The sequence below is a fragment of the Streptomyces bungoensis genome, from assembly GCF_001514215.1.
GTDB classification, from domain to species: domain Bacteria; phylum Actinomycetota; class Actinomycetes; order Streptomycetales; family Streptomycetaceae; genus Streptomyces; species Streptomyces bungoensis.
Window position 1 is genome coordinate 391300 of sequence record NZ_KQ948852.1, and the last position, 24588, is coordinate 415887.

Here is a 24588-nt window from a genome sequence, read left to right on the forward strand (position 1 = left end):
CGGCTCTCACCTCGGCTCGGGGACGGGTGTGTCGTGATCCAGCAGGCCTTCCGCGCGCAGGTCGTCCCAGAGGGCGTCCGGAACGGCGCACCGTAGCAGCTCCACGGCGTCGCGCACCTCTTCGGCGGAGCGGGCACCGGTCAGCACCCCGGCCACGGCCGGATGGCCGAAGGGAAAGCGCAGGGCGGCGGCGCGCAGGGGCACGCCATGGCGTTCGGTGACCGCCTTCAGCCGCAGCGCCCGGTCGAGTACGGCCCCAGGCACCGGCGCGTAGTCGTACGCGGCGCCCGGTTTCGGGTCGGCCAGCAGGCCCGAGTTGAAGACGCCGCCGACGAGGACACCGCGGCCGCGGGCGGCGGCCACGGGCAGCAGGTCCGCCAGGCCCTCCTGTTCGAGGAGGGTGTAGCGGCCCGCCAGCAGGACGACGTCGATGTCGGTCTCGCGTACGAAGCGGGCGGGCACGGCGCACTGGTTCATGCCGATGCCGATCGCGCCGACGACGCCTTCGGCGCGCAGTCGTTCCAGGGCCGGGTAGGCCTCGCGAAGTGCCTGCTCGGCGTGGTCGTCGGGGTCGTGCAGCAGGACCACGTCCACCCGGTCCAGGCCGAGCCGGTCCAGGCTGGCCTCCAGTGAGCGCAGGACGCCGTCGGCACTGAAGTCCCGGACGCGGCGGTGGGTCGCCGGTACGGCGAAGCCGTTCGCCAGGTCGTCCCCGCCGTCGCCGTCGTCCGGCACCAGCAGGCGCCCGACCTTCGTGGAGACGGTGAGGGCGTCCCGGGGACGGCCTCGCAGGGCTGCGCCCAGGCGGCGTTCGGACAGACCGAGTCCGTAGTGGGGAGCGGTGTCGAAGGCCCGGATGCCGGCGTCCCAGGCGGCCTCCAGCGCCGCGGCGGCCGCCTCGTCGGTGACGGGGCGGTAGAGGTTGCCGATGCCGGCGGTGCCGAACGCCAGCTCGGTCACCCGGACGCCGGAGCCGCCCAGCGTCGTCGTCCTCATGAGCCGGCCGCCGGACGCAGCCGGAGCCCCTGCATGCCGCCGTCGACGGCGAGGGCCGTGCCGGTGACGGACGAGGCGGCGGGGCTCGCCAGGTAGACGACGGCCGCCGCCACCTCTTCCGCGGTGACCAGGCGCCCCATGGGCTGGCGCGCGCCGAGGGCGGCGCGCTCGGCCTCGGGGTCGTCGGCGGCGTCGAGCAGCCGTGCGACCCAAGGGGTGTCGGCGGTACCGGGGTTGACGCAGTTGACGCGGATCCCCTCCCGGACGTGGTCCGCGGCCATGGCCAGGGTCAGCGCGAGGACCGCGCCCTTGCTGGCTGAGTACAGGGCGCGCTGCGGGAGTCCCACCGTGGCCGCGACGGAGCAGGTGTTGACGATCGCCGCGTACGGCGAGCGCCGCAGGTACGGCAGGGCGGCCCGGCTGGTGCGCGCCATGCCGAGGACGTTCACGTCCAGGACGCGGTGCCACTGCTCGTCGGGGTTGTCCTCGACCGTGCCCTGCGCGCCGATCCCGGCGTTGTTGACGACGATGTCCAGGCCGCCGAGCCGCTCGGCCGCCTCCGTGACGGCCCCGCGCACCGCGGCGTCGTCGGTGACGTCGGCCTTCAGGGCGATCAGCGGCCGGGGCACGCCGGAGGGGTCCAGGTCGAGCACGGCCACCGAGGCCCCCTGGCCGGCGAGCATCCGGGCCGTGGCGAGCCCGATCCCGGAGGCGCCACCCGTGACGATCGCCCTGAGGCCTGCCAGACCGGCCATGCGCTCTCCTCCTGCTCGGCGGGGCGGACGGCCCGGAACGGGCCGTCCGGCCAACGGTATTCGGTGAGGGTTCCGTGGCGCACGGTGGCGGGGAAGTCGATGTCCGGCTCGGCGCCAAGTTGTCTCCCGCCCCATTGTGTTGTGCCTTGCGCGGCTTTACTGTTCGGCTTTGCCTGAGTCTGTTTGATACTGGTCGCTCAGCCGATATGGAGGCCGCGGTGCGGAGTCGTCGGATCGGTTCAGGAGCAGCGAGACAAAGTCGCCGCCGGTGGTGGAGGGCGGCCCTCGCGACGGCCGCGACCTTCGCACTGGCCGCGGGCATGACCGCGCCCGCCGCGGCGCGGGGCGCCGGCGGGCGGACGGCCGCCGCCCAGTCCGACGGCAGGGCGCCGGCGCACACGGTGAGTCTCGACGGCTACTCGTTCCTCGTCGACGGCAAGCGCACCTACCTGTGGTCCGGCGAGTTCCACTACTTCCGGCTCCCGAGCCCGGACCTGTGGCGCGACATCTTCCAGAAGATGAAGGCCGCCGGGTTCAACTCCACCTCGCTGTACTTCGACTGGGGATACCACTCGCCGAAGCCGGGCGTGTACGACTTCAGCGGCGTGCGTGACGTCGACAGGCTGCTCGACATGGCCCAGGAGGCCGGGCTGTACGTGATCGCGCGCCCGGCGCCCTACATCAACGCGGAGGTCGACAGCGGCGGCCTGCCCGGCTGGCTGACCACCAAGGCCGGGCACAACCGCAGTGACGACCCGCAGTTCCTGAAGTACGCGGACGAGTGGCTGACCCGGATCGACCGGATCCTCGCCCGGCACCAACTGACCAACGGCACCGGGTCGGTCATCGCCTACCAGGTCGAGAACGAGTACTACAACGGCTCCGCCGCCGGCCGCTCCTACATGAAGCACCTGGAGGACAAGGCCCGCGCCGACGGCATCACGGTCCCGCTGACCGGCAACAACAACGGCACCTTCAACTCCGGTGCCGGCGCCCTGGACGTCGACGGACCGGACTCCTACCCCCAGGGCTTCGACTGCTCGAACCCCACGAAGTGGAACGGCGTCCCCGACATCGGCTACGACCACCCGGACGGCAAGCCGCTGTACTCGCCGGAGTTCCAGGGCGGCGCCTTCGACCCCTGGGGCGGGCCCGGCTACGACAAGTGCGCCCAGCTCATCGACGACCGGTTCGCCAACGTCTTCTACAAGCAGAACATAGCCGTCGGCGCCACCGCGCAGAGCTTCTACATGACCTACGGCGGCACCAATTGGGGCTGGCTGGGCATGCCGGAGAACTACACGTCCTACGACTACGGGGCCGCGATCCGCGAGAACCGCCAACTCGATCCGAAGTACTACGAGGACAAGCTGATCGGGTACTTCACGCAAGCGGTCGCCCCGCTGACCAAGACGGAGGCGATCAGGACCACCCCGCCGGACGACTCCTCGGTCGTCGACACCGCACGGATGAACCCCGACACCAGGACGCAGTTCCACGTCCTGCGGCACGCGAACTCCACGTCCACCGCGGTCGACAGGACCCACATCTCGCTCGACTTCAACGCCCAGCCGTCCGCGGACACCACCTACACGTGGGACGACCCCGACTCCGCGCTGCGGTACACCGGTTCGTGGTCGCACGTGGCCGACCAGAGCTACACCGGCGGTGACTACAAGCACACGGAGTCGTTCTCCCGCAAGGCCGGTGACTCGGTCACCGTCCCCTTCGACGGCACCGCGATCCGCTGGATCGGCTCGAGGACGAACAACCACGGCAACGCCGACGTCTACCTCGACGGCACCAAGGCGGCCACGGTCGACGACTCCGGCGCCGAGAACCAGGCGGTGATCTTCCAGAAGACCGGGCTGGCGCCCGGGGCGCACACGCTGAAGATCGTCGTCGCCGGGAACCACGGCTCGGGGTCCACGGACGACTACGTGGCCGTCGACGCCATCGACGTGCCGACGGCCGCCACCGCGGCGCCGACCTACCCGGTCGTGCCGCAGCAGCCGGGCACCGCGATCACGCTCGACGGGCGCGACTCGCACGTCGTCGTGGCGAACTACCGCCTCGGAGAAGCGCAGTTGCAGTACTCGACGTCGGAGATCATGACGCACGCGGCCATCGGCGACCGGGACGTCGCCGTGCTCTACGGCGACGCGGACAGCGACGGCGAGACCGTCCTCCACTACTCCTCCAGGCCCACCGTCACCAGCAGCGGCGGCACGGTCACGACCACCTGGGACGCGGCCACCGGCGACCTGCGGCTGAACTACACGCACAAGGGCCTGATCCGCGTCGGCGTCAGCGGCGGCGGGGAGCGCCCGCTGCTGCTGCTCGTCGGTGACAAGGCCACGGCGGAGACGTTCTGGCGCCAGGACACGGCGACCGGCCCGGTGCTCGTGCGCGGCACCCACCTGCCGCGCACGGCGGCCGGCCTGGACGGCGGCCGCACCACGGCCCTCACCGGCGACAACGCCGACGACCCGAACATCGAGGTGTTCACCTCCGCGGACCACATCACCTGGAACGGCAGGACGGTGGACACCCGGGCCACCGGCACGGGGAGCCTCACCGGGAAGATCCCGGTGGCCGCCCCGGTGCACCTGCCGGCGCTGACGAACTGGAAGCACGCCGAGGAGTCCCCCGAAGCGGCCCCCGGTTTCGACGACTCCGGCTGGCAGGTGGCCGACAGGACGACCACCAACAGCGTCTCCGGCGTCAACTCGCTGCCGGTTCTCTACGCGGACGACTACGGCTTCCACACCGGCAACACCTGGTACCGCGGCCGCTTCCGCGCCACCGGCAAGGAGAGGGGCGTCCACCTGGTCTCGGACTCCGGCGGCAAGGCGCAGGCGTTCTCCGCCTGGCTGAACGGCACCTTCCTGGGCAGCTCCACCACGGGCAGCGCCGACTTCACCTTCCCCGACGGCTCGGTGAAGCAGGACGGCGACAACGTCCTGTCCGTGCTCACCGTGAACATGGGGCACGAGGAGGACTACAACGCGACCAACGGCAACAAGACGGCGCGCGGCCTGACCAGCGCCTCCCTCGTCGGGGCTCCGCTGACCTCCGTCACCTGGCGGCTGCAGGGCGTACGGGGCGGCGAGGACCCGCAGGACCCGGTGCGCGGCCCGCTCTCGACCGGCGGCCTGTACGGCGAGCGGGCCGGCTGGTCCCTGCCGGGCTACCCGGACGGCGACTGGAACAAGGTGTCCCTGCCGGCGGACGACACGCGCCCGGGCATCTCCTGGTACCGCACCGACGTCGACCTGGACCTGCCGCACGGCCAGGACACCTCGCTCGGGCTGACGTTCACCGACGACCCGTCACGCAGGTACCGCGCGACGATCTTCGTGAACGGCTGGCAGGTCGGCAACTACGTCAACTACCTCGGTCCGCAGCACACCTTCCCGGTGCCCGACGGCATCCTGAACCCGCACGGCCGCAACAGCGTCGCCCTCGCCGTGTGGAACCTGGACGGCAGCACCGGCGGACTCGGCAGGGTGTCGCTCACCGACTACGGCAGCTACGCCTCGTCCCTGCGGGTCGCGCAGAACGACAGCCCCCGCTACGACCACCGGAAGTACGCGATGCCGCGGCGCCCGGGAGCGGACGTCACCCTGGACGTGCCGGACACCGCCCGGTCGGGACAGGCCTTCACGGCCGAGGCGACGGTGCGGCTGCCGGAGGACGGACCGTCCGCCTCCCGGCTGACGGCCTCGCTCTCCGCGCCCGACGGCTGGAGCGTGAGCGCCCCGAGCCCCACGTCGGTCGAGCGCCTGCGACCCGGCGGATCGGCCCGCTTCACCTGGAAGGTCGAGCCGCCGGCCGGGACGCTGCCGTCCGCCTCGGCGCTCACCGCCACCGTGCGCTACGTGCAGAAAGGACGGCAGGCCGCCGGCAGCGACGAGCGCATCGTAGGAGGCGTCCCGCCGGCTCCGCCGGCCGGGAAGAGCGCCGTGAGCGACCTGCGGTTCCTGTCGTCCACCAACGGGTGGGGCCCGGTGGAGCGGGACAGCAGCGTCGGCGAACAGGCGGCCGGGGACGGCCGTCCGATCAGTGTCGCCGGTGTCCGCTACGCCAAGGGCCTGGGCACCAACTCGGTCAGCGACGTGGAGCTCTACCTCGCCGGGCAGTGCTCCCGGTTGACGGCGGACGTCGGTGTCGACGACGAGACGGGCGGTGCGGGAACGGTGACGTTCTCCGTGATCGCCGACGGCAAGGCCCTGGTGACCACGCCGGCGGTCCGCGGCAAGCAGGCCGCGGTGCCGATCGACGTCGACGTCAGCGGCGCCCAGGTGGTCGACCTCAGGGTCGGTGACGCGGGCGACGGCAACGGCAACGACCACGGGGACTGGGCGATGCCGACGCTCACCTGCGGCTAGGGCCTCTCGTTGGATCATGCCGGGCTGATCCGAACGAAAGACCCCAGGTGCGGCGTGCTTCCGGCCGTCAGGTGATGTGCCGCAGCAGGGCGGCGACGGCCGGCGGTGCCTCGCCCAGCGGCCGTACCACCATGACCTTCCAGTTCGGTGCGTGCCGGTCGAACCGGTACCGGGGCAGATCGGGGAAGCGGTCCGCGATCGACGTGGGCATGATGCACACGCCCAGGTCGTTGCGGACCAGTTCGGCCGCCGCGACGATGTCGTTCACCTCGAACGTCGTGCCGCGGTCGACACCCGCGGCCCGGAAGGCCCGGTCGACCGCGTAGCGGATGGCCCACCCGGGTGTGAAGTCCACCAGGGGCAACCCGGCGATGTCGGCGAGCCGGACCTCCCCGTTCGGTGTCACCCCGGGGAGCGCTCGCCCGGGCGCCGCCAGCAGCACCATGTCCTCGCGGGACAGCAGCCGGGTCCTGAGCCCGCGCTGCTGCTGGCGGTCCAGCGCCACCACGGCCAGGTCCACCGTGCCGTCGCGCAGGGCCTGCCGGATGTCGGCGACGGCCGCCTGCCGCAGGTGCACGACCACGCCCGGATGCTCCGCGCGCAACGCGGCCAGGGCGTGGTGGAGTCCGGCCCACACCCCCTGCATCGTGCCCACCGTCACCCGCCCGCGCAGCTGCCCCCGGACGGCGTCGACGGCCTCGCGGGCGAGTTCGGCGGCTCGGAGTGCCGCGCGTGCGGCGGGGACGAACGCCTCCCCGGCCGGGGTGAGGGCGACACGATGCGTGGTGCGGTCGAACAGGGCGGTGCCCAGTTCGCGTTCGAGAGCGCGGACCGTGCCGGACACCGCGGACTGGACCACGTTCAGTCGCCGTGCCGCCGCCGTGAAACCGCCCGTGTCCGCCACCGAGACGACGACCTCCATCTGCCGCAGATCCATCATCCGCTCCCGGTCAAGCAGTGCTGCGCCCCGCGCCCGCGGCGCCGGTTCGGTCTTCGCCGCATCGTATGCGGACGGCGCCGGAAGCCGGTCCGGCTAGGACGTCGCCCCCTGCCGGCGTTCGGTGGTCCAGTAGAGGAGGGCGATGACGGGAAGGGCGGCGCCCAGGCCCGTGAGGGCGGCCCAGCCCCCGGCGTGGTAGACGACGGAGCCGAGTTGGGAGCCGACGGCTCCGCCCGCGAAGAACGTGGCGATGAAGGCGCTGTTGAGGCGGGCGCGGGCGGCGGGGTCGAGCTGGTAGACGGTGTGCTGGCCGAGGATGAGGGTGGTCTGTACGGCCATGTCGAGGAGGATCGCGGCCAGGGCGATCAGGACGACGCTGCCCCTGCCGAACCCGGCGAGCGCGAAGGCGAGGGCGGCGACGCCGAAGGCGATGCCGGTCGCCGGGCGCACGAGCCCCCGGTCTGCCCAGTGCCCGGCGAACGGGGCCACGGCCGCTCCGGCCGCACCGACGAGGGCGAACACGCCGACCCCGACCGGGGAGTAGTGGAAGCGGGGGCCGGTCAGCACGAAGGAGACGGTGGTCCAGAACGCGCTGAAGGCGCCGAACATCGCCGCCTGGTACAGGCCGCGGCGCAGCAGGACCGGGTGGGTGCGCACCAGCCGGGCCGTGGAGCGCAGCACGTGGTGGTACGGGATGGTCGTGGTCGGCGCGTGCCGCGGCAGCGCCGCGCGCAGGGCGACCGCGAGCACGGCCATCAGGGCGGCGGAGCCGAGGAAGACGACACGCCAGCCGGCGAGGTCCGAGACCAGGCTGCTCAGGGTGCGGGAGAGCAGGATGCCGGTGAGCAGGCCGCTCATCACCCGGCCGACGACGCGGCCGCGGGCGTGGTCGGGCGCCAGGCTCGCGGCGAACGGCACCAGGATCTGGGCGACGACCGAGGTGGCGCCGCTGACCAGTGACGCGATCAGCAGCATGGGGAAGCTGGTGGCGAGTCCCGCCGCCACGAGGGCGAGGGTCGTGACGGTCAGCAGGACGGTGATCAGGTTGCGCTTCTCCAGCCGGTCGCCGAGAGGCACCAGGAAGAGCATGCCGATCACGTAGCCGACCTGGGTGAGCGTGATCAGCGCGCCGGCGGTCGCCGTGCCGATGTGGAAGACGCCGCTCAGCGAGGACAGCAGGGGCTGGGCGTAGTAGAGGTTGGCGACCGTCAGGCCGGAGGCGACGGCCAGGAGCGCTACCAGCCGGCCCGGCACGCCGTGAGGGGAACTCGTGGTGGGCCGGCGCGAGCTGTGCAGCTCGGATGACACGGACATGTGCACCTTCTCGAGGGCGAACCGGGAGACCGGATCGGGTGGACTGCGGCGTGGCCGGCAGCTCCTTCGATGCCGTCACGCACAGCACAAGCGCCGGTCGGCCCTGCGTGCTTCCCCATCCGGAGCGATGGTTCGCGATATCAGTCATCTCGATCGGAGATGACAGGCTCAGAGCCCGCCGCCCGTGCTCTCCCGGACGGCCAGCCGGTGACCGACGGTGCGGTCGATGGCGTCGTCCGCGCCCGGCCGGTCGATCTGCTCGATCCGGTCGACCAGCAGGGACACCGCGTCGTCGGCGATGGCCTCCTTGTCGGGGGCGACGGTGGTGAGGCTCGGCACGCTGAAGCGTGCGGCCTCGATGTCGTCGAACCCGACCACGTCCATGTCGTCCGGTGCGCGCAGGCCCGCCTCGTGCAGGGCGCGCAGCGCGCCGAGGGCGAGGTGGTCGTTCAGGCACAGGAGGGCGTCCGGACGGGGGTGCCGCTCGAGCGCGGCGGCCGCCGCCCGGGCGCCGTCGCGCCAGTGGTAGTGCTCGACGGGCAGCACCAGGTCCGGCGTGAAGGGGATGGCCGGCGCCGTCCTCGCCTCCCGGGTGCGGCGCGGCCGGGTCCTGTACCGCGTGGCGTTCTTCGCGCCGTACGTGGTGCCGTCGTCCGTCGTCGCGCTGATCTTCCTGTGGATGTACACCCCGCAGATCGGGCTGATCCCCAAGGTCTTCGGCGCCGTGGGGCTGCCGGTGCCCGACTTCATCGGCAGCACCTCCGGCGGCTGGACCGCCGTGACGCTCATGACCCTGTGGTGGACGTTCGGGTTCAACTTCGTCCTCTACACCGCCGCGATCCAGGACATCTCGCCGGAGGTCCACGAGGCGGCGGCCCTCGACGGGGCGAGTCCGTGGCAGCAGATACGCCACCTGACCGTACCGCTGCTCTGCCGCACCACCAGCCTGGTGCTGATCCTGCAGATCCTCGCCTCGCTCAAGGTCTTCGACCAGATCTACCTGCTCCTCGGCGGCGGCCCGAACCAGTCCACCCGCCCGGTCATCGAGTACATCTACGACACCGGCTTCACCTCCTACCGGGGCGGTTACGGCGCCGCCGCCGCCCTGGTCCATTTCGTCGTCATCGTCGCGATCTCCGCGGCCTGGTACGGGCTGCGACGCCGCCGCGCGACCGGCACCGCGGTCTGAACGGAGGATCCATGACCACCCTCATCCAGCCGCGGGCCGCCACGGTGCGGGGCGTGCCCGCCGTCGACGGCGGGCGGCTCTTCAACCGCCTGTGCGCCGTGTGCCTCACCCTGTTCGCCCTCATCTGGCTGGTGCCCTTCGCCTCGGCGATCGCGACGTCCCTGCGCTCCGACGGCTCGATCACCCGGAACCCGACGCCACCGTTCGCCGGCGGCTGGTCCCTGCACGCCTACTCCACCGCGCGGAACGACCATCCGATCGGCACCTGGTACCTCAACAGCCTGGTCATCTCGTCCCTCGCCGTGGTCTTCACCGTGGTCTTCGGCTCCATGGCGGGCTTCGCGCTGGCGTTCCTGCGGTACCGCGGCCGGGCCGTGGTGCTGGCCCTGGTCGCGGCGGGGCTGATGCTGCCGAGCGAGGCGCTGGTGCTGCCCCAGTTCATCGAGTACCGCTCCTTCCACCTCCTCGGCACCTTCTGGGCCCTGGTCCTGCCGTCCGTCGCGGCGCCGATCTCGGTCTTCGTCTTCCAGTCGTTCTTCCGCGGCATCCCCGTCGCGCTGATCGAGGCCGCCCGCGTCGACGGGGCGAGCTGGTGGCGGGTCTACGCGGGGGTCTGCATGCCGATCTGCCGCCCCGCCCTGTCCACCGTCGCCATCCTGACCTTCATCACCACCTGGAACTCCTTCCTCTGGCCCCTGCTCGTCCTCAACCAGACCAGGTCCCAGACCATCCCGGTGGGCCTGGCGTCTCTGGTCAGCAACAGCAACATCCAGTACGCCGAGGTGATGGCCTCCTCGGTGCTGGGATTCCTGCCGCTGATCGCTGTGTTCCTCGTCTTCCAGCGGCAGATCGTGCAGGGAGTCGCCACGACGGGCATCAAGTGAGTGACCGGTCCCGCCGCGGCGCCGGGGGCGGCCCCGGTCAGTCGCCGAGCAGGGCGCCCGTGCCCTCGGGGGTGAACCGGCTGAGCGCCTCGTCGATCCGGGCCAGGGTGTCGGGGTGCAGGCGCACCCGGGCGGCCGCGAGGTTCTCGGCGATGTGGGCGGGCGTGCGGCTGCCCGGGATGGGAACGACGTGCTCGTCCTGGTGCAGCAGCCAGGCCAGGGACAGCTGGGCCGGGGTGAGCCCGAGGTCGGCGGCGACACCCCGCAGGGGGGCGTAACGGTCGTGGTTCGCTTTGAGGTTGGCCTCCTGGAACCGCGGGAGGTTGCGCCGGAAGTCGCCGTCGGCGACCTCCCGGACGGTGCCGGTGAGGAAGCCTCCGCCCAGCGGGCTCCAGGCGACCAGGCCCACGCCCAGGTCGCGGGCGGCCGCGTACAGCTCGGTGTCGATGGGCTGCCACATCGACCACTGCACCTGGACGGCCGTGACCGGATGGACCGCGTGGGCCCGGCGGAGCTGGTCCGCGTCGACGTTGGACAGACCGAGATGGCGTACCAGGCCGTCGGAGACCAGCTCGGCGACGGCGCCGACGGTCTCCTCCAGCGGCACCTGGGGGTCGGGGAAGTGGGGGTAGTACAGGTCGATGACGTCCGTACCGAGGTTGCGCAGGGACTGTTCCGCGTAGCCGCGCACGTACCGGGGGTCGGCGTTGACGGCCAGCTCGCCGAAGGCGTACGAGACCGGGAAGCGGTGTGCCGGTGCGCCGTCCGGGATGCGGAAGCCGAACTTGGTGGCGACCACGGCGTTCTCGCGGCGGCCGCGCAGCGCCCGGCCGACGATCCGCTCGTTGTGCCCGTCGGCGCCGTAGCCGTCGGCGGTGTCGACGAGAGTGGCGCCTTCGTCGAGGGCGGCGCGCAGGGCGTCGACCGCCCGGCGGTCGTCGATCTCCCCGTACATGCCGGGGGAAAGGACCATCGCGCCGAAGCCGAGCGCCGAGGTCTCCAGGTTCGCCAGACGGCGAGCGGGCAGGGTGGTCATGGAAGGAGCTCCTGGGGGATGCGGGGAATGCGGGTGGGGGACGCCGGCCGGTCGCGGCCGTGGTCCCACTCTCCGCGGCCGCCTGCCGCCGTGTCCAAGACCTAGCGGTATAACCGTTGGATATGGACGTTCACCTGCGGGACCTGCGCTATTTCGTGGCCGTGGCCGAGGAACTGCACTTCACGCGGGCCGCGGAGCGGCTCTACCTCTCCCAGCCGGCCCTGTCCAAGCAGATCCGGGTGCTCGAACGGCAGCTCGGCTTCCCGCTCTTCGACCGGCGGAGCCGGCAACTGGAACTCACCCCGCAGGGCGAGGCGCTGCTGGGGCCCGCCCGGCACCTGCTGGCGGACTGGCAGCGGGCCTTGGCCGGTGCGCGGGGCGCCGGGGCCGCCGTGTCCCTCACGGTCGGCATGCAGACCGCCGTGGGACGGGACGTGCAGCGCGACGTGATCGCGGGATTCCGCGAGCGGGGATGGCGGATCCTCCTGCGGCTGGTGACGTGGGACGATCCGAGTGCCGGTCTCACCGACGGCACCTGCGACCTGGCCTTCGTCTGGCTTCCGCTCCCCGGCGCCGGCCTGGCCACGCGGACCCTGGTCGCGGAGCGGGTATGGGTGGCGCTGCCCCCCGGACACCGGCTGGCCAGCCGGCCGGAGATCGACTTCGACGAACTGGCCGACGAGCCGTTCGTCGCGCTTCCCCGGAGCGCGGGCCCGCTCAGGGACTTCTGGCTCGCCACCGCGGCCCGCGGCGGGCGGCAACCCCGCATCGGCGCGGAGGCCGCGTCGACCGACGAGGTCCTCGAGGCGGTGGCCTCGCACCAGGGCGTCGTGCTGATCGCCGAAGGCAACGTCGGCCTGTACCAGCGGTCGGATCTCGTCTACCGCCCCGTGCGCGGCCTGCCGGAGGCGGAACTGGCCATCGCCTGGCGCAGCGACGACCGCCGTCCCGAGATCGCCGAACTGGTCGCCGCCCTCACCGGCCACTCGCGCACGCAGCCGCACGGCTGAAACACACGGGCCGGACGGGCGTCGCCGCATCCGCGGCCCGGCGGCGCGGGGAAGGAGGTCGGGGTGCGCGTCGCGCGGCGGGCACCGGAAGGAGGAGACGTGGGCGGCGGCGAGTGGGACGCGGTGGTGGTGGGCGCCGGACTGGCGGGACTGGCCTGTGCCCGCGACCTGCACGCGCTGGGCCTGCGGGTCCGGGTGCTGGAGGCCGGCGACCGGGTGGGCGGCCGGATGCGGACCGACCGCGTGGAGGGCTGCGTGGTGGACCGGGGCTTCCAGGTGTTCAACACCTCCTATCCGCAAGTGCGCAGGCGACTGCCCCTGGGGCGGCTGCGGCTGCGGCCCTTCACGCCGGGTTTCCTCGTCCACGACGGGGAGCGGCGGCTGCGGTTCGCCGATCCGACGCGGGCGCCCCGGCAGGCGTTCGGTGCGCTCACCGGCGGACTCGCCGGGCCGCGCGACCTGGCGGCGCTGGCCGCCCTGACCGGCTTCGACACGCTGGCCCCGGCGGCACTCCTGCGGCGCATGCCGGAGACCTCCACGCGGCGCCTCCTGGCGGCGGCCGGTTTCGGTGAGGGGTTCGTGGAGCGGTTCTTCCGGCCGTTCCTGAGCGGCGTGTTCCTGGAGGAGGACCTCGCCACCTCCAGCCGGTTCTTCCACCTGGTGTGGCGGAGCATGGCGCGCGGCACGATCTGCCTGCCCGCCGCCGGCGTCGGGGCCGTGCCGGAGCTGCTGGCCGCGGCGCTGCCGCCCGGGACTCTCGCCCTGGAGTCGCCGGTGACGGAGCTGACGGAGGACGGCGCCGTGGTCGGCGGGGAGCGCACGGTGGCCGCACGGGCCGTGGTGGTCGCGGCGGACGCCGTGACCGCGGCCCGGCTGCTGCCCGGCCTCGCCGTGCCGCCGTACCGCACGGTGACGACCTACTACCACCTCGCCCCGAACTCGCCGCTGCGTGAGCCGACCCTGCTCACGGACGTACGGCGGCGGTTCACCAACAGCGTCGTCCTGAGCGAGCTCCATCCGTCCCACGCGCCGCGCGGGTACGCCCTGGTGGCCACGTCCGTCCTGGGTGACGGGACCGAGGCGCGGGAGAGCGCGCTGCGGGCGGCGCTGGCCGAGTGCTACGGCACCGACACGGCGGGCTGGGACCTGCTCACCGTCCGGACGGTGGCCGGGGCCCTGCCCGCCATGGAGCCGCCCCTGACGCTCAGCCGCCGTGCCCGGGTGGGCCCGGGCCGCTACGTGTGCGGCGACCACCGCGCCACGGGCTCGGTGCAGGGCGCGCTCGCCTCGGGGGCGCGGGCCGCCCGGGAGGTGGCGGCCGACCTGGCGTGAGCAACCGAAGGTTGCACATGAGGGAATCCTGCTCTAGGGTTATACGCAACCAGAGGTTGCGAGACATCGGGAGAGCGGGATGGAGTACGGCAGCATCGAGCGGGAGATCCACATCGACGCCACGCCCGAGGTGGTCTACGAGGTCGTCAGCAGACCCGAGCACCTGCGGGAGTGGTGGCCGGACGAGGCGGAGTTCGAGCCGGTGCCCGGCGCCACCGGCGTCATCTCGTTCGGTGACAGGGCCACGCCGGGCGCGCAGGTCGTACCACTCACGGTGATCGAGGCCGAGCCGCCCCGGCGGTTCTCCTTCCGCTGGGTGTACGACAAGGACGCGGCCGCGGCGCCGGCCGACTCCCTCCTGGTGACCTTCGAGCTGATCCCGTCGGGCGCGGGCACCCTGCTGCGCTTCACCGAGACGGGGTTCCGGGAGAAGGGCTGGGAGGCGGCGGTGCTCGAGGAGCAGTACCGCCAGCACGTCACCGGCTGGGACCACTTCCTGCCCCGCCTGGTCGCGTACGTCGCCCGGGTGGTGTCGGCACCGTGAGCACGACCGTCGACGACGAACTCTGGTCGGCGGTGGGGGACCCGACGCGGCGGCGGATGCTCGACCTGCTGCTGGCCGGCGGCGGGACGGCGACCACGCTCAGTGAGCACCTGCCCGTCACGCGGCAGGCGGTCGCCAAACACCTCGGCGTGCTCCACCGGGTCGGGCTGGTCCACGTGACGCCGTCCGGACGCGAGCGCCGCTACGAGGTCGACGAGGCCCAACTCGCCCGCGCGGTAGCGCAACTGTCCTCGGTCGGAGCGGCCTGGGACGCCCGGCTGCAGCGCATCAAGCGCATCGCCGAAGCGATTCAGCGCAGCCAAGAGGACTGACCACGAGAAGCAGCAAACGCACGAGAAGGAGGCAGCGAAATGGTGGACATCCTGCACAGGATCGGGGTCACGTCGTCGCCGGACGCCGTCTACACGGCCCTGACCACGGTCGACGGCCTGGCGAGCTGGTGGACGCGGGACACGGACGGCGACGCCGCTCCCGGCGGAGTGCTCCGGTTCCGCTTCGAGCCCGGCGGGTTCGACATGAAGGTCCTGGAGGCTGAGCCCGACGAGCGCGTGGTCTGGGAGGTCGTCGACGGCCCCGAGGAGTGGATCGGCACGCGGATCAGCTTCGAGCTCAAGCAGGAGGACGGCTTCACGATCGTGCTGTTCCGGCACGAGGGGTGGAAGGAGCCGGTGGAGTTCATGTACCACTGCAGCACCAAGTGGGCGACCTTCCTGATGAGCCTCAAGAAGCTGGTCGAGACCGGCGAGGGCGAACCCGCGCCGCACGACGTCAGGATCAGCAACTGGCACTAGGTTCAGCCGCGAACGCCCGGCCGTCCGCGTGCCGTTGCGGACCACCGCCGAGCCGGTGCCGCGGAGCCGTTTCGCAAAGGAGACGTTTGTACGAGCGCAGACGGTGCACACGATGACCTAACACGTTCTTTACACGACGAGACGGAGACGCACCATGGGCATCATCGCGTGGATCATCATCGGCCTGCTCGCCGGCGCCATCGCCAAGGCCATCATGCCCGGCAAGGACCCGGGCGGCATCATCATCACCATGCTCATCGGCGTGGCCGGCGGTCTGCTCGGCGGCTGGCTCGGCAAGGTGATCTTCGGCGTCGACTCCGTCGACGGGTTCTTCGAACTCTCCACGTGGATCGCGGCGATCGTCGGCTCCCTCATCCTGCTCGCGCTCTACCGCGTCGTCACCGGCAACCGGCACTCGCACCGTCACGCGTAAGTCGCCCACGCCGAACTCCGGAACCGCGGACGGCTCCCACCCTGGATCGCAGGGGGGAGCCGTCGCCGTGTGCGGGGCGGCAGGGGCTCGGGTGCGCTATGCACCTGGTTGCCGAGGCTGAAGAGGCCTCAGCACACCCAGGCTTTGCAACTCCACGATGTGTTCGGCCGCACGTCGCGGTGTTTCACCGCCGGTGATGAGCACGCCGGCCTCGATGTTGCGCCGAGCGGCGGCCTCGGTCAGGTTGGCGCTGCCGAGGAAGAGCGTGTGGCGATCGGCGACGGCGAGCTTGGCGTGCTGACGGGAGCCGGCCTGCTGGGCCGGGTCCCGGGCCCAGGTCCACACCTTCACCCCGGGTACCGACGTGAAGGCGTCGGCGGGCTCCTTCCCCGAAAGGAGTCCGCCGGCGCCGGCCAGGGTCTCGACCACGACGTGCGTCTGCACGCCTCTGTCCACGGCCTTTGTGAGGGCTCGTGTCAGGGCGGGGTAGGCACGAGCCGCGTATGTCATGGCCAGCAGTTCGTGCTGGGCCTGATCGATGACCTCGATGAGCACCTGAGCGGTGGCGCGAACGGGTACGGCAGGTGTGGAGGGGCCGCTCCACACCGTGCGCACCCGGACCGCGTCCCGGGCCTTCTTCCGGGCGGCGACGTAGCCGCGCAGATAGGCGGCCGCCTCGGCCGGCGGGACCGACTCCGACTCGATCGCGTCGCACAGTCGCGCCACGGCCTCGCCGACCGCTGGTGTCGCCAGCGCGGTCAGTATCCGTTCTCTGGAGCGTGCCTCGGCGAGCAGCCCAGCGAGGTCCTTGCTGCGAGAGAGCCCGAGGGCCGCGACGGCGGCCTCGGCGGCCTTCTCGAACGCGACCCGGCTCACGGCAGGAGACCGACCGGCGTCAGCACCGGTTCCTTGTCCCCGGCCAGCGGGACGAGGAACCGGCGGTCCAGGAACCGGTTGCCGCGTTCGCACGTCGTTTCCGACACGAACAGACAGACGTGGCACGCGGCTCCGTGGAGGAAGTCGGCCGGGTCGTGCGGCAGACGCTCGGCGCAGAGCGGATCGGCCGAGCAATGACCGGCGTCGGTCAGGGCCCGGCGCACTATCCGGTCGAACTCGCGTTCCTCGGCGAGGGAGACCAGACCGCCCAAGGTGCCCTCGGAGTCCGGAACCGCAGTGTAGATGAGGATGCCCGTCCTCGGGTTCTGCTCGTCTCCCGCGTATATTCGCTCGGCGAGCGAGGCGGAGTTGTACCCGCATTCCAGGGCGATGGTGCGGATCAGCAGGTGGGACAGGGTGTGCAGGGCGATGTACCGTGCTCCGGGCCAGCCGTAGTAGGGGTCGAAGGCACTCGTCTTGCGGTCCGACTTCCGGTTGGCCCGGAATCGTGCGTAGGCCTCTCTGTGTGCCTCCATCTGCGCGGACTTCTCCATGCGTGCGACCCACTCCGCCATCAGACCGTCCCGTACGCGCAGGAAGACACCCTCGCCGCGCACCTCACTCGCCGGCACCCAGTTGCGGACTCCGCGGGACAGTTCGACTCGCGTCGCGACCTCCGGGGATTCCGGGTCGGGCGCGTCGAGCCGGGTGAAGCCGATCAGTGCCCGTGCCTCGCGCAGCCGCTCGACCTGTCTGATGTCGGCGAACAACTCGCTCATACGGGCCGGCACCGGGACCTGCCGCAGCGCGAAGTCGTCACTGGGGGCAGGGACTGGTCCGGAGAGCGCGTCCCATTCCGGCCCGAAGAGGTCGGCCTGAACGTCGGGCGCGGAGGGAGCCGGTCCGGCCGTCCCCTGTTTGCGCGCTCCGATGGCCGCGATGACGCCGTCAGCGTCGAACTCCTTCAGGAAGGCGAACTTCGGCATGCGTGCCACGAAGTCGAACTGCGTCCGGTCCTCGATGAGTTCGAGGTCGGGCCAGTGGTCGTCGAGGAGCTTGTCGATGTCCCCGCCCTGCGCCTTGGGCAGGGCCAGCGCACTGAGGGTGAGGGGGAACCACTGGTTGGACGCGCCCGCCACCATCAGGACGGACTCCTGCGCGCAGCCGTTCGACTCGAAGGTGCCCAGGTGCGGGTGCCGCCCGCGGCATGCAGGCAGGTTGCGGCGGCCCCGCTCCCCCATGGCTTCCCGTATGTTGCGCTTGACGCCGCAGGCGACGCATTCGATGGTGACGTTGGCGGCCTGGTTGCCGCCGTGGTCCTTCATGCGCAGCTTCGGACGTGGAGTCTTGCCGCAGGCCTGGCCATGGTGGACGTACGCGGTGTACGGGAACTCGTCGAGATGCCCTGCGGTGCAGACCAGGGTGAAGCGGGCGGCCACGGCGAGTGGCTTGCCCCGCTTGCAGTCGTGGACGAACTTGGCCTCGTGCGGAGTCCGCGGGTTGGAGTTGATGAAAGCGAACTCTCCGGAGTCGACGGCCGCCAGCACATTGCACGCGGTGCAGCGCAGCCACTGCGGGAAGGGCGTCACGGGCACGCCGACCCCCTGGGCCGCCCAGCCTTTCGGATCCGTGTCGGCGCCCTCGAGCCAGGGAGCGGCCCGCAGCTGCTCGACCTGTCCGCGGCCGTAGCGCTGGAGGGACCGGTTGACCGCGGCGCGGAGGCGGGGCTCGTCGATGTCGTAGTCGGTGATCCCGGAATGGCTCCAGGAATCGATACCGCGGATGAGGACCGAGAAGTTCGGCAGGTCGACGAGTGCGCCGACACCGGCGGTGAACATGAGGTGGCTGGGCCGTACGGCACCGACCCTGCGGTTGCCGGCATGGGTGCTCATCGCTGTGCCTTCCTGGCCGTGTCGGCTGTGAGGGGCCCGTACTCGTCACTGTCCACGGTGGTCGCCGTGTCGGGGTCGGCGTCGGACTCGGTCGCGGACGCCCCGAACGTCCAGTCGGGTCCGCCGCCCGAGGGTTCTTCCAGGAACGCTCCGCCGCCGGGCAGGAGCAGGTTGATCTCGTTCTCCGTCTCGCGCATCGACATGCCGACGGTCAGCTCGGTCCACCGGGATCCGTCGGCGCGCCTGAGCAGTCCGTTCACGACGGTCGTCTTGTGCTTCTCCTTGCGGTAGCCGAGCGCTGAGCTGCTCTCGTCGCGCTTGCGGCGCCATTCGTCCTTCAGCCGGTCCAGCCGTTCGCTCAGGTACTGGCGCGGCCGGTCGCCGCCCACCCGTTCGGCGCGTTCCAGAAGCCGCCGTTCGATCTCCTGCGCGAGCGGCCCGTCGAGGTCGACGTGGTGGGCGTCGAGGTTGCGGGAAGTGTCGTAGGCCGCGTGCCGCAGCGCGGCGACGTAGGTGGCGGCGACGCCCCGGTCGAGTGCGCGGCGGGTGTACGGGGTGACGGAGAGGGCCTCCACCTGACGGTAGAACGTCGCGTGGTAGTGCTCGAAGTCCTCGTAGTGCGCGAGGTCGCGGGGCCGCGACCAGTTGTAGAGGGTCACCACCAGACCTGGGCGCCTGGCGTCACGGCCGACCCGAGAGGACGCCTGGATGTACTCGGCGGTGTTCTTGGGCTGGCCGACGACCAGCATCAGGCCGAATCGGGAGACGTCGACACCGACCTGCAGCATTGAGGTGGCGAGGACCACGTCGACGGCCTGCCGGACGGCCGGTGTCATGGAGGCGCGGGGCTCTCGCTTCTCTTTCATGGCGGTCGCGTACTCGCGGATGAAGGCGCGCCGCCGTACCGAGGTGTCACGCTCGGGGTCGAACTCGATCTCCAGCCGCTTCAGGGCGGCTCCGATGTCCGCCGAGGAGATACGGGAGGTCAGTTCCTGGATGCTGAGCATCCCCGTTCTGCTCACGATGCGGTCCGAGAGCGTGTCCTGGCCCTTGCGGCTGCCGTTGGAACGCACCCGGGTGGTGATGTCGTCGTCCATGTACCTTCGCATACCGGCGAGTTCGCGGGTCGCGTTGAAGTAGCCGACAAGGGTCATGTACGGGTCCGCGGGGCTGCCGTAGTCATCGAAGAGCTGCTGTCCGGCGAGCAGCAGGATCTCCGCGACGCGGATCTCGGCGGCTTTCAGTCGTGTTCCGTGCGCGCACACACCGAGGTAGCGACGGCCCGGGTTCTCCCGGCTGAGTTCCACCTGCCGCGAGAAGAAGGTGTCGCCGACGTCCACCACCTGCGGCGGGAAGACGGCGACCTCGCGGCCGAAGACACCGCGCACCTGGTCGGCGGCCCGCTTGGTGGTCGCGGTGGACGCGACGATCTTGGGGCCGGTCTCCTGGCGCCGTCCGTGGGCGTCGGTGAAGCTCCAGGTGCACAACTGGTCGACCGCGGCTTCGAAGAGGCCCACGGTGGTGCCGAGTGCCCCGGATATCAGGTGCAGCTCGTCCTGGATGATCAGATCCGGGGGCCGCAGACGGGTGACGGGCTGGGCGGTGACACCGGGCAGGGCGCCCCGGGCGTTGTGCCGGCCACCGCAGCCTGTCTTGGCATCCAGGTCGTCGTGCCGGTACCCGTGGCGGGGGCAGAGCTCGGTGACCCTGCCGAACAGCAGGCCCGCGTAGCCGTTCCAGGGGAGCTGGGCGAACTTGTCGACCGTGGCGATCAGCAGCGAGGGCGCCAGCCGGTAGATCTCCTCGTCGACGGTGAGGACCGGGATCCCCTCCCCGAGCGATTCGCGACGGGAGAAGGGGCAACGGTCGTCCCCCTCCCCGCGCGGACAGTACAGCAGGATGCGGCGACGGCCTTCGTCGTACTCCATGTTCGAGCGGGCCGTCAGTCCGCTGCCGCACCAGGGGCAGGTGAGGACCTGCAGGACGCGGGCGTGCTTGTCGCTGGCGCTCTCCTTGGCCTCGGCGATCTGTTCCTTCGCCTCGTCGAACCAGTTCGGCGACACGGAGGTGCCAACCCAGAGCCCGATACGGAAGGGAGTGGAGCCCCAGCGCCGGTCTCGTGCGAACTCCTCGCGGCGCAGCACCTCGCAGGCGCTCACCAGGGCGGCGGCACGCTGGAACTGCTGGGCGGTCAGCAGTCGCAAGGTGTAGCGCATGAGCACGCCCACCCCGGCCTCGCCGCTGCGGGCCTCGGATCCGGAGCCGATCGTCCCCTGCAGGCGTCTCAGCGCGAAGGTGTAGGCGGCCAGGCCCAGATACGCCTCGGTCTTGCCGCCACCGGTCGGGAAGAAGAGCAGATCGACGAGGGCTGCCCGGCCGGTGCCGCGGTGCGGGTGTCCGGGCTGGGTGAGGGAGGCGATGTTCAACAGCACGAAGGCGAGCTGGAACGGGCGCCAGCTGGCTGCCGCCTTGCCCTTGGCGTGCACCTCCTCCTGGGCCTCCCGATAGGAAAGGGGGTCGTTCTCACGGCCGGCGCGGGCGGCCGCGACGGCGGTGTTGCGCCGCTGCAGGGCCATGGCCCGGTTGGCGAACCGGAAGGCTGCCAGGGCCGTTTCGTCGGCCAGGAGCCGATCGATGCCGAGGGTGATGCGGTCACAGACCTCGAGTGCCTGCTCGATCGCGACCTCGGCCGATTCGCGCAGGTCGTCGGGGAGTGAGCGGGCTGCCCGGCGCTGCTGCTCCAGCCAGGCGCCGTACCCGTCGGCCAGCGGTGCCAGGGCCGCGCCGAGATCGGCCCGGCGGTCGGGCACGGCGAGCGCGGCCAGTTCGTCCATGCCCAACTCCAGCCCATGGAGCAGGTCCTGGTCCTCGAGTGCCGGGGCGGTCGTAGCCCTCACGTCGTACTCGGGAAGCCAGACGGTGGTCAGGCGGTGGGCGTTGCGTTCGCCGGCGCGGACGTGGGCGTGCACGGCCACGTTGCGGCCCTTGGCGTGGCTCAGGCTGTCCCGGTAGAGGAGACGCAGCCGCCGCTCTTCGGGGTCCTCGGGCACCTTGCCGGGGCCGGCCGTGTCGAGGGGATCGTCGACCGGCAGGAAGACGGCGGCCTGGTCGTCGGGGAAGGCGGTGACGTCGATCTCGGTCTGGAAGAGCCAGTGGGCGTCGCGTGCGTCCCGGCTGTCCGGCTGCCGGTTCACCAGGGCCAGCTCGACTATCCGCAGATCCTCGGCGTCCGTGCGACCCGTGTGCCGGCGTACCTGCACGTCGAGGACCACGGCTTCGCCGTCGAGTTCGACGGCCCGGTCGCTCCCACCCGTCACGTCGATGTCCACCAGGTGCTCGACGGGCTCACGCGACCAGACCCTGCGGGTCGTCCCCCGCTCGGTGGCTTCCTCCGACTGCGTGTACCGCCCCCAGCGGACCACGGCACTGAGCGTGCCGACGGATGCCGGGACCGTGAAGGACAGACCCATGGACGACGCCCAGATGTGCCCGGCGGCCTGCGGGCTCAGCCGGTCCTGGAGGGCACTGTCGTCACCTTCCTGCTCGTCGCCCGACTCGCCGTCCGCGCTCTGTGCCGCCGCCCGGGCGATCCCTTCCGTGGTGACGGCCTGGGGGCGGGGACCGAGCATGCCGACCAGGTAACGATCGCGCGGCCCGGAGGAGGCGCTCGGCAGGGTCTCCGTCTCGCCGTCCCAGGGGCCGAGCAGGTCCCGGCGGATGTAGGTCACGAGTGCGTCCCTGACCGCGTAGGAGTCCCCGGCCCGGAACGTCTGGGGAACTTCGTCGAGTGGATGTGGGACAGCGGCCTGGGCAGGCTGGGCCGGCATGCGATGGGTCCTTTCGGACAGGTCCGTTGCGATTCGGGCGTGCACCGATGGTGTGACGGCATCAGAAATATAGATTGTTGACTGAGTTCACACAATGATTCCCGTAGGCTTCGTCGCCGGCATCCCGATCAGTCTCTAGTCTGGTGCTCGCCCACCGCCCGCCCGTGACCCGAGGACGCCCATGCCCCGTCTCGCACTCTCCGACGACTTCGTCGCGGACCTGATCTCGTTGCAGAGACCGGTTCAGAAGGACGTCAACGACGCGATCCAGATGTTCCGGGGCCTGACCGTGCCTCAACTGCACGCCAGCAAGGGAATGCATCTGGAGAAGCTCGAAGGAGCGCGCGACCCCCGGATCCGCACGATCCGGATCACCCGGTTCTACCGGGGAGTTCTCCTCGCCCCGGACGACGGGAGCGGGCTGTACACGCTGCTGCGCGTCGCATCGCACGACGAGGCGATCAACTGGGCGTGCAAGCGCGCCTACTCGGTCAACGGGGCCACCGGCGGACTGGAGGTCCGCAATGTCGAGGCGCTTGAGCAGATGGAGACCTACTTCGAGACGAAGGCGGTCGAGACACCGGCACGTCTGTTCGCTCAGCACTCCGACACCGTGCTGCGCGATCTGGGCGTCGACGATCAGGTGCTGCGGCTGGCGCGGGTGTGCGTCACGGCAGACGACCTCACGGTCATGGCGCCGCCCATGATGCCCGCCGACCAGTACGAGGTGCTGGAGTACCTGGCGGCCGACTACTCGCCCGAGGACGTCTGGGAGCAGTTGATAGCTCCGCGGGGGCAGACGGTTCGCACGGCCGAGGACCGGCCGGCCGTCACGCTCAGCGAGGCGATCCTCAACACGCCCGACCGCATCGTGGAAGTCACCGGCCCCGGTGAGCTGGAGCGCATCCTCACCGAGGACTTCACCCGCTGGCGCGTCTTCCTGCATCCCGCTCAGCGCCGGTACGCCTACCATCCCGGATTCAACGGACCGGCTCAGGTGACGGGCGGCCCGGGCACCGGCAAGACCGTCGTCGCGCTGCACCGGGTCCGGCATCTGCTGCGCTCCGGGCACGAGGGCGACCGGATCCTGCTCACCACCTTCACCAACGCCATGGCGGCCGCCCTGAGGGACAGCCTCGCACTGCTGCTCGGTGACGCCGACGCCCACCTGCTCGACCGGGTCGACGTCACGACGGTGGACTCGCTCGCCGCCCGGGTCATACGGGAGGCGAGGGGCAGTTCACCGAAGCCGTTGTCGGCGGCCGCCGAGAAGAGCGCCTGGACCCGTGCCGCCGCCCGCGAGGACCTGCCCTGGTCGGAACGCTTCCTCTCCCAGGAGTTCCGCAGCGTCGTCCTGGCTCAAGGCCTGCGGACACCCGAGGAGTATCTGCGCTGCGTGCGCAGGGGGCGCGGTACGCAGGTCGGACGGGTGCAGCGGGCGCGGCTGTGGCGGGTGATGGAGCGGTTCACGGCGGACCTGACCGCGCGCGACTCGGCGACGTACACGATGCTCTGTGACCAGGCCGCCCGGATCCTGGCCGAGAAGGGGCCGCGCTACCGGCACGTCGTGGTGGACGAGGCACAGGACCTGCACCCGGCCCAGTGGCGGGTGCTGCGCGGCTGCGTCGCCGAACAGGCCGACGACCTGTTCCTCGTCGGTGATCCCCACCAGCGTATCTACGACTCGCAGGTCTCGCTTCGCTCGCTGGGCGTCCATGTGTGTGGGCGCACGTCCCGCCTACGTATCAACTACCGCAGTACCGAGGAGATCCTGCGCTGGTCGGCGTCACTCCTGGACGGTCAGCCGGTGGGCCGGCTCGGTGAGGACGACGACGATGAGGGCGGCCGTGACTCGCTGCACGGCTACCGTTCCGAGCTGCACGGCCGCGTTCCGGTGGCCCGGGGCCATGCCAGTCAGGACGACGAACTGCGTGCGCTGGTGGAGCAGATCCGGGTCTGGGTGGACCAGGACGGCGTGAGGCCGTCCGAGGTGGCGGTGTGCGCCCGGTTCAACACGCTGGTCGACGCGGTCATCACGCGTCTGCGCCGGGAGGGCGTACCGGCGGTCGCGGTCAGGGACGACCCGGGCCCGGAGGTGTCCGGTGTGCGCGTGGCGACGATGCACGCGATGAAGGGACTGGAGTTCCGCTGCGTGGCCGTCGTGGGCGTGACGTCGAGCGTGCTCCCCTTCGCTCCGCAGGTGACGCCCGCCGACGAGGACGCCGTTCAGCACCGCTCCGATCTGCTGGCCGAGCACTGCCTGCTCTTCGTCGCCTGCACACGGGCACGTGACGCATTGGCCATCTCCTGGAGCGGTCAGCGCAGCCGTCTGCTGGACCCGGTCGCCGACTGAGACA

Annotated in this window: 19 protein-coding genes; 10 read left to right on the forward strand and 9 right to left on the reverse strand. The window is 71.4% G+C overall.

Going from position 1 to position 24588, the window contains the following annotated elements:
- Positions 1-6: 6 nt before the first annotated feature.
- Together AQJ66_RS06060 and AQJ66_RS06065 are read right to left on the reverse strand one after the other, a co-directional pair.
- Entirely contained in the window at positions 7-996 is a 990-nt protein-coding gene (locus AQJ66_RS06060) for an aldo/keto reductase (RefSeq protein WP_061917684.1), read from the reverse strand.
- Entirely contained in the window at positions 993-1751 is a 759-nt protein-coding gene (locus tag AQJ66_RS06065) for an SDR family NAD(P)-dependent oxidoreductase (RefSeq protein WP_061917687.1), read from the reverse strand. The genes AQJ66_RS06060 and AQJ66_RS06065 overlap by 4 nt, the downstream gene beginning before the upstream one ends.
- A 320-nt stretch (positions 1752-2071) precedes the next feature.
- Between AQJ66_RS06065 and AQJ66_RS06070 the strand changes: the two genes are divergently transcribed.
- Positions 2072-6142, forward strand: a complete 4071-nt coding sequence (locus AQJ66_RS06070; RefSeq protein WP_167359146.1) for a beta-galactosidase — start codon at positions 2072-2074, stop codon at positions 6140-6142.
- A gap of 67 nt (positions 6143-6209) precedes the next feature.
- On the opposite strand, the gene AQJ66_RS06075 is transcribed toward AQJ66_RS06070, so the two are convergent.
- The 3 genes from AQJ66_RS06075 to AQJ66_RS36980 all read right to left on the reverse strand — a co-directional run bounded on the left by AQJ66_RS06075 (position 6210) and on the right by AQJ66_RS36980 (position 8942).
- Positions 6210-7079 (reverse strand): LysR family transcriptional regulator, encoded by an 870-nt coding sequence (locus tag AQJ66_RS06075; RefSeq protein WP_061917693.1) that lies wholly within the window; start codon positions 7077-7079, stop codon positions 6210-6212.
- Positions 7080-7175: 96 nt separating this feature from the next.
- Positions 7176-8396: an MFS transporter gene (locus AQJ66_RS06080; RefSeq protein ID WP_061917695.1), complete on the reverse strand. Its 1221-nt coding sequence runs from the start codon at positions 8394-8396 to the stop codon at positions 7176-7178.
- A 168-nt stretch (positions 8397-8564) separates the two neighbouring features.
- Positions 8565-8942 (reverse strand): substrate-binding domain-containing protein, encoded by a 378-nt coding sequence (locus AQJ66_RS36980; protein ID WP_425264264.1) that lies wholly within the window; start codon positions 8940-8942, stop codon positions 8565-8567.
- Between the two features lie 19 nt (positions 8943-8961).
- On the opposite strand from AQJ66_RS36980, the gene AQJ66_RS06090 reads away from it, so the two are divergent.
- The gene (locus AQJ66_RS06090; RefSeq protein WP_244162756.1) at positions 8962-9585 is read left to right on the forward strand and encodes a carbohydrate ABC transporter permease; all 624 of its coding nucleotides are present in this window, start codon (positions 8962-8964) and stop codon (positions 9583-9585) included.
- 11 nt (positions 9586-9596) lie between these two features.
- Entirely contained in the window at positions 9597-10469 is an 873-nt protein-coding gene (locus AQJ66_RS06095) for a carbohydrate ABC transporter permease (RefSeq protein ID WP_061917698.1), read from the forward strand.
- 37 nt (positions 10470-10506) lie between these two features.
- Here the strand turns inward: AQJ66_RS06095 and AQJ66_RS06100 are convergent, their stop codons facing one another.
- Positions 10507-11505, reverse strand: coding sequence for an aldo/keto reductase (locus AQJ66_RS06100; protein WP_061917702.1), 999 nt, complete (start codon positions 11503-11505; stop codon positions 10507-10509).
- A 122-nt stretch (positions 11506-11627) separates the two neighbouring features.
- Here AQJ66_RS06100 and AQJ66_RS06105 point away from each other — a divergent pair, with 122 nt between their 5' ends.
- The 6 genes from AQJ66_RS06105 to AQJ66_RS06130 all read left to right on the forward strand — a co-directional run bounded on the left by AQJ66_RS06105 (position 11628) and on the right by AQJ66_RS06130 (position 15636).
- Positions 11628-12515, forward strand: coding sequence for a LysR family transcriptional regulator (locus AQJ66_RS06105; protein WP_061917705.1), 888 nt, complete (start codon positions 11628-11630; stop codon positions 12513-12515).
- Positions 12516-12614: 99 nt separating this feature from the next.
- On the forward strand, positions 12615-13847 hold the full coding sequence (locus AQJ66_RS06110) for an FAD-dependent oxidoreductase (protein WP_061917708.1): 1233 nt from the start codon (positions 12615-12617) through the stop codon (positions 13845-13847).
- Positions 13848-13926: 79 nt separating this feature from the next.
- Positions 13927-14391: an SRPBCC family protein gene (locus AQJ66_RS06115; RefSeq protein WP_061917711.1), complete on the forward strand. Its 465-nt coding sequence runs from the start codon at positions 13927-13929 to the stop codon at positions 14389-14391.
- Complete coding sequence (locus AQJ66_RS06120) at positions 14388-14723, forward strand: ArsR/SmtB family transcription factor (protein ID WP_061917714.1); 336 nt, start codon at positions 14388-14390, stop codon at positions 14721-14723. The genes AQJ66_RS06115 and AQJ66_RS06120 overlap by 4 nt, the downstream gene beginning before the upstream one ends.
- 39 nt (positions 14724-14762) lie before the next feature.
- Positions 14763-15203 carry an SRPBCC family protein gene (locus tag AQJ66_RS06125; RefSeq protein ID WP_107118867.1) on the forward strand — a complete coding sequence of 147 codons (441 nt, stop codon included), beginning with the start codon at positions 14763-14765 and terminating at the stop codon, positions 15201-15203.
- Positions 15204-15357: 154 nt separating this feature from the next.
- A complete protein-coding gene (locus AQJ66_RS06130; RefSeq protein WP_061917717.1) occupies positions 15358-15636 on the forward strand; it encodes a GlsB/YeaQ/YmgE family stress response membrane protein in 279 nt (92 codons plus the stop codon).
- Between the two features lie 96 nt (positions 15637-15732).
- Here AQJ66_RS06130 and drmC read toward each other — a convergent pair whose 3' ends face one another.
- Genes drmC through drmA form a run of 3 tightly spaced genes read right to left on the reverse strand, consistent with a single transcriptional unit; the run spans position 15733 to position 22231 of the window.
- Positions 15733-16512, reverse strand: coding sequence for a DISARM system phospholipase D-like protein DrmC (gene drmC, locus AQJ66_RS06135; protein WP_061917719.1), 780 nt, complete (start codon positions 16510-16512; stop codon positions 15733-15735).
- Positions 16509-18404, reverse strand: a complete 1896-nt coding sequence (gene drmB / locus AQJ66_RS06140) for a DUF1998 domain-containing protein (protein ID WP_061917722.1) — start codon at positions 18402-18404, stop codon at positions 16509-16511. The genes drmC and drmB overlap by 4 nt, the downstream gene beginning before the upstream one ends.
- On the reverse strand, positions 18401-22231 hold the full coding sequence (gene drmA / locus AQJ66_RS06145) for a DISARM system helicase DrmA (RefSeq protein ID WP_208611291.1): 3831 nt from the start codon (positions 22229-22231) through the stop codon (positions 18401-18403). Before drmA ends, drmB begins: the two co-directional genes overlap by 4 nt.
- Before the next feature lie 181 nt (positions 22232-22412).
- Between drmA and AQJ66_RS06150 the strand changes: the two genes are divergently transcribed.
- On the forward strand, positions 22413-24584 hold the full coding sequence (locus tag AQJ66_RS06150; protein WP_061917727.1) for a UvrD-helicase domain-containing protein: 2172 nt from the start codon (positions 22413-22415) through the stop codon (positions 24582-24584).
- The last annotated feature ends 4 nt before the right edge of the window (positions 24585-24588 follow it).